Source organism: Proteiniclasticum sp. C24MP (genome assembly GCF_043951855.1).
GTDB lineage: Bacteria > Bacillota > Clostridia > Clostridiales > Clostridiaceae > Proteiniclasticum.
This window is the reverse complement of the sequence record NZ_JBINJW010000050.1, coordinates 1-4,372: the sequence shown is the minus strand read 5'-3', so window position 1 is coordinate 4,372 and position 4,372 is coordinate 1. Positions and strand designations below refer to the sequence as shown.

Annotated in this window: 3 protein-coding genes; all 3 read right to left on the bottom strand. The window is 43.8% G+C overall.

Going from position 1 to position 4,372, the window contains the following annotated elements:
* Nucleotides 1-70 precede the first annotated feature (70 nt).
* The 3 genes from ACHAL6_RS15335 to ACHAL6_RS15325 all read right to left on the bottom strand — a co-directional run bounded on the left by ACHAL6_RS15335 (nt 71) and on the right by ACHAL6_RS15325 (nt 4,343).
* Nucleotides 71-1,144, bottom strand: a complete 1,074-nt coding sequence (locus tag ACHAL6_RS15335) for a hypothetical protein (protein WP_395271528.1) — start codon at nt 1,142-1,144, stop codon at nt 71-73.
* 304 nt (nt 1,145-1,448) lie between these two features.
* Nucleotides 1,449-2,849, bottom strand: coding sequence for a cysteine--tRNA ligase (cysS, locus tag ACHAL6_RS15330; protein ID WP_395271527.1), 1,401 nt, complete (start codon nt 2,847-2,849; stop codon nt 1,449-1,451).
* Between the two features lie 48 nt (nt 2,850-2,897).
* Nucleotides 2,898-4,343: a YbaK/EbsC family protein gene (locus tag ACHAL6_RS15325; RefSeq protein WP_395271526.1), complete on the bottom strand. Its 1,446-nt coding sequence runs from the start codon at nt 4,341-4,343 to the stop codon at nt 2,898-2,900.
* Nucleotides 4,344-4,372: the final 29 nt, after the last annotated feature.

Sequence of the window (4,372 nt, the reverse complement as noted above, 5' to 3'; positions counted from 1 at the left end):
CGCATATCGCTCAGGGAACTGCTGCCATAAAAAAGCTCCTCCATTTCTGGAGGAGCCTGATCAGTTTAAATTATCTAGCGTTAGCTGCAGCTTCTTCAAACGCTTCCAGGTAACCTGTAACAGTAACTGTTACGCTTGATGTTAGGTCTTCAGATGTAGCTTTTCCTTCTGCCACTTCCATACCTGTCACTTCATCAACAGTCTTACCCTTCATCCATTCAGCAAGAGCAAGAGCCTGCTCGAACCATTCGCTTCCGATTCCGGATGCTTTCTTCATGCCATACTCGTCTCCAAGCTCAACCTTTGACTTAACAGCTGCTGCTTTGTCGTTTGTAACAACACCGTCAGCATCGTAAGCAACCTTAGTCTGAGCAACGTCGATTACTGAACCTGCAACTGTTCCATCAGCCTTAAGAGCTGTAGCAACTACAGTTGTGTCAACCTGAGCAACTGCTCCGTTTTCACCTTCAGCAGACTTGGACTTAGCTGTTGAAACAGTAGCTCCAAGACCAACCTTTTCTGCGCCTTCAACTTCGATAGCGGAGTTGTAAGCCTTTTCTAGAGCGTCGATGTATCCCTGAACCTTGATTGTAACTGTGCTCTTAAGATCTTCTTCATCTGGAACAGTTTCAACCAGCTTCATTCCCTTAACTTCCTCGACTGTCTTACCAATCATCCAAGCTTCGAATTCAGCGATCTGTTCGTGCCATTCCTTACCGATTCCTGAAGCACCCTTCATACCGTACTCGTCTCCAAGTTCGATCTTGGTTCTTCCAGCAACGGATGTGTCAGATGTTAACTGCATTTCACCGTCAAATCCTACTTTGTCCTGTGCTGTGTCGATTGTTACGCTTACGATCTTACCGTCAGCATCAAATCCTGCAGCAACTATAACTGTATCAACCTGTCCTGTAGCAGCACCTTCAGCAAGATCCTTTGACTTAGCGATTGATGTAACTAGTCCAAGACCAAGCTTTGTGATGGAACCTTCTTCTGCAGCTGGTTCTTCTTCAGCAGGTTCCTCTGCTGGCTCTTCAACTGGTGTTTCAGCTGGTGTTTCAGCTGGTTCTTCGTTTGCAGCACATCCTGCTAATACAGAAAATGCCAGTACTGATGATAAAACTAATGATAGTATTTTTTTCATGTTTCCCTGTCCCTCCATGAGTTTTTTATATTTTGTATTAACTACTATTACATTCTAATACATTGTTAATCATCAGACAATACCTTTAAAAAAACTTATTACATTAACAATTATTTCACATTTAACACAACGATTACACACAAAGACCATGGTAAAATATCAAATTCATCAATAGATCGGGCAAATCAGTAATGTAAAATCAATTTTTGTACTATTCTGATACAAAAACCCCGCTAATTCGATTGAAAAACAGCAAAACATCAGATAATGATAATTTTATCACCATCTGATGTTTATAACCAATCTATGAATTTTTGCGGCTCCATCTCACACCGTTCGGTGTATCCTCGAGAATGATCCCTTCTGCTGCCAGATCGTCTCTGATCTTGTCCGCCAAGGAGAAATCCCTGTTTTTTCTCGCTTCGTTTCTCTCTTCGATGAGTTTTTCGATGTCCGCTTCCAGCGTTCCACCCAGAGGATGCTGCATGATTCCCAGTGGCGAGCCCAGATCCACAAGCAGATCTATGGTGAATTGCACCAGTTCTTTTGATGTATTTTCGTTTATCTTACTATTAACATCTCTGATGAGCTCAAAAATCACTGAAATCGCATCTGCCGTGTTGAAATCGTCATCCATCTTTTCAATGAATCGGTTCTTGTATTGCAGAAGCGCTTCCTTTATTAGTAGTTCCTCCTGACCCATTCCCTCTTTTTCATTCCTGAGGTAACCGTTCAGTCTGTTCAGGGCATTGTACATTCTTTCCAGACTTGCCTTTGCCGCATCGAGCACTTCAATGGTGAAATTGATCTGTGTTCTGTAATGGCCAGAAATCATGAATAGACGAACCACTTCCTGGTCATATTTCTCCAGAATCTCTCTTGCCGTGAAGAAATTATTGAGCGATTTGCTCATTTTCTTGTTATCCACATTGATGAATGCGCCATGAAGCCAGTATTTCGCAAAGGTCTTCCCGGAACGCCCTTCACTCTGGGCGATTTCATTTTCATGATGCGGGAAAACAAGGTCCGTTCCACCTGCATGGATGTCTATGGTTTCTCCAAGGAGATTCAGTGCCATGCAGGAACACTCGATATGCCATCCAGGCCTTCCATTTCCCCATGGACTTTTCCAGGAAGGCTCGAAGGGCTTCGCTTTCTTCCACAGAGCGAAATCCATGGGATCTCTCTTTCTGTCATCCACTTCCACTCTAGAGCCAGACTGCAGGTCTTCTAGATTCTGACCCGAAAGCTTTCCGTATCCCGCAAAGGTCTTGGTTGAATAATAGACGTCTCCATCCACCTCATAAGCATATCCCTTTTGAATGAGTTCTTCGATGAAATCAATCATTTCCGTAATGTACTCCGTCGCCCTTGGATTGACTGTAGCTCTCTTGATGTTGAGTTTATCCGCATCAAGGTAATATTCCATGATATAGCGATCTCCCAGCTCTTTCACTGTTGTATCTGTATCCTGTGCTTTCTTGATCATCTTGTCATCGATATCCGTGAAGTTCTGAACGAACTTGACTTCATACCCTCTGTATTCCAGATATCTTCTGATGGTATCAAAGATGATGAAGGTTCTTGCATTCCCGATATGGAAAAGATTGTACACCGTAGGTCCACAGACATACATCCTGACTTTCCCTTCTTCGATAGGGATGAATTCCTCTTTCTTTCTGGTTAAAGTATTATAAACCTTCATAACCTTCCTCCTGTAATTTCTGCATAGTTGTTTTTCTTATTTTATCACTTAAGACCTGATGATTTCCACTATATTATTCTTGTCCGTCTTTGTAACACTGCCGTTTCTGTCTTTCACATCGAAATTTCCATCTCGCCCGACAATGACTCTTTTAGGGATTCCCAATAGATCATAGTCGCTGAACTTACTGCCCATACGATCTTTTCTGTCATCAAGGAGCACACGAAGCCCACTGTCTGAGAGAATCTCATAGAGTTCACTTCCTGCTGTAATCCCTCTCTCTTCTCTAGGGTCAACCAATGCCACAACAGCATCGAAGCACGTGGTTTCTTTGGACAGGTTGAGCCCGATCTCATCCATAGAGGTTTCCGCCACTGCAAGAATCAGCCGATCCACATTCAAGTACGCGACACTTAAAGGGTGATAATCAAACCCGCCATCCTGAGCCTGCACCCTGATTTTTTCCGGCTGATTTCTGATTTCACCAAGAAGCCACCCTTTCGATGTTTTTTCTCGCCTGGTGACAGAATAGAAATCCCCGGAAAAATCGCGTCCGTATTTCATCCCTTTATAATGATAGTCTGTCTGATTCGCTCCAGCGATATAAGCTTTCTTCTTGCTGACTCCTTCATCCACGAGAATCTGATCCACTCTAAGATTCATCGGCCCTGCGAATCCGACCTCTGCACCGGTCAATGCCGTCACCTGGGAAGACGGAAGCACCTTCAACGCGTCTTCTTTCAGCCCCAGTATTCTATTCACCCTGGCCAGATCCATCTCCCTATGCCCCTCCAGAACAACTGCATAGGTCTTGACACCATCCGTCAAAAGCATTGTCTTCAGTATATCGGAAGGCTTCGCTTCCAGAAAGAGGCAGAGCTCATGAATGGTTTTTGTTCCAGGTGTCTTCACCATCATCAGGCTTTCCGGCGAGCCATCCTTCTCTTTTCTTGCACTATGGTCACCAGATTCATCCTCCGCGCAGTATTCCTCCTGTCCGGAAATTGACGGATAATAATACCCCTTCTGATCCTCGACAGCTTCTATGCCCAATTCACGGAAGATACGTACCATCAACTCATCCGAATCTGTCTCCACACCCAGCATGGAAAATCCTATGATGTTCTGTGCGTTTCCTCTCCATAGGGACGCATGGTTCTCCTCTCTATATGAGATCTGATCTTTCACATACAGTTTCAGTGGAATATCCTTATAGGATCCGACATAGAAATCATTATAGGAATGGAATGTCTTTTCCAGCTCTAGAAGACTATTCACCCCTGAAAACCCGATCCGAGAAAAGGATTCCTTCTTCAGAATGTCCACAATCATTCCCTCAATCCGGTTTTTAAGCAGTATACCAGCTGTCGTATAAGCCAGCATCCCATTCACTTTCTTCATAAAACCTGCTCTCTGCATGTAGTAATCGATTTTTCCTTCATTCGGATTCTGATCACTTTTCATGGTTCGAAGCAGCAGCTCCTCTATTCTCATTGTTTACCTCGCTTATAGTCATTTCTTCT

What these genes read in the sequence shown, in the direction of transcription:
- ACHAL6_RS15335 (WP_395271528.1), bottom strand. Translation starts at nt 1,144, where the DNA reads ATGAAAAAAATACTATCATTAGTTTTATCATCAGTACTGGCATTTTCT.
- cysS (WP_395271527.1), bottom strand. Translation starts at nt 2,849, where the DNA reads ATGAAGGTTTATAATACTTTAACCAGAAAGAAAGAGGAATTCATCCCT.
- ACHAL6_RS15325 (WP_395271526.1), bottom strand. Translation starts at nt 4,343, where the DNA reads ATGAGAATAGAGGAGCTGCTGCTTCGAACCATGAAAAGTGATCAGAAT.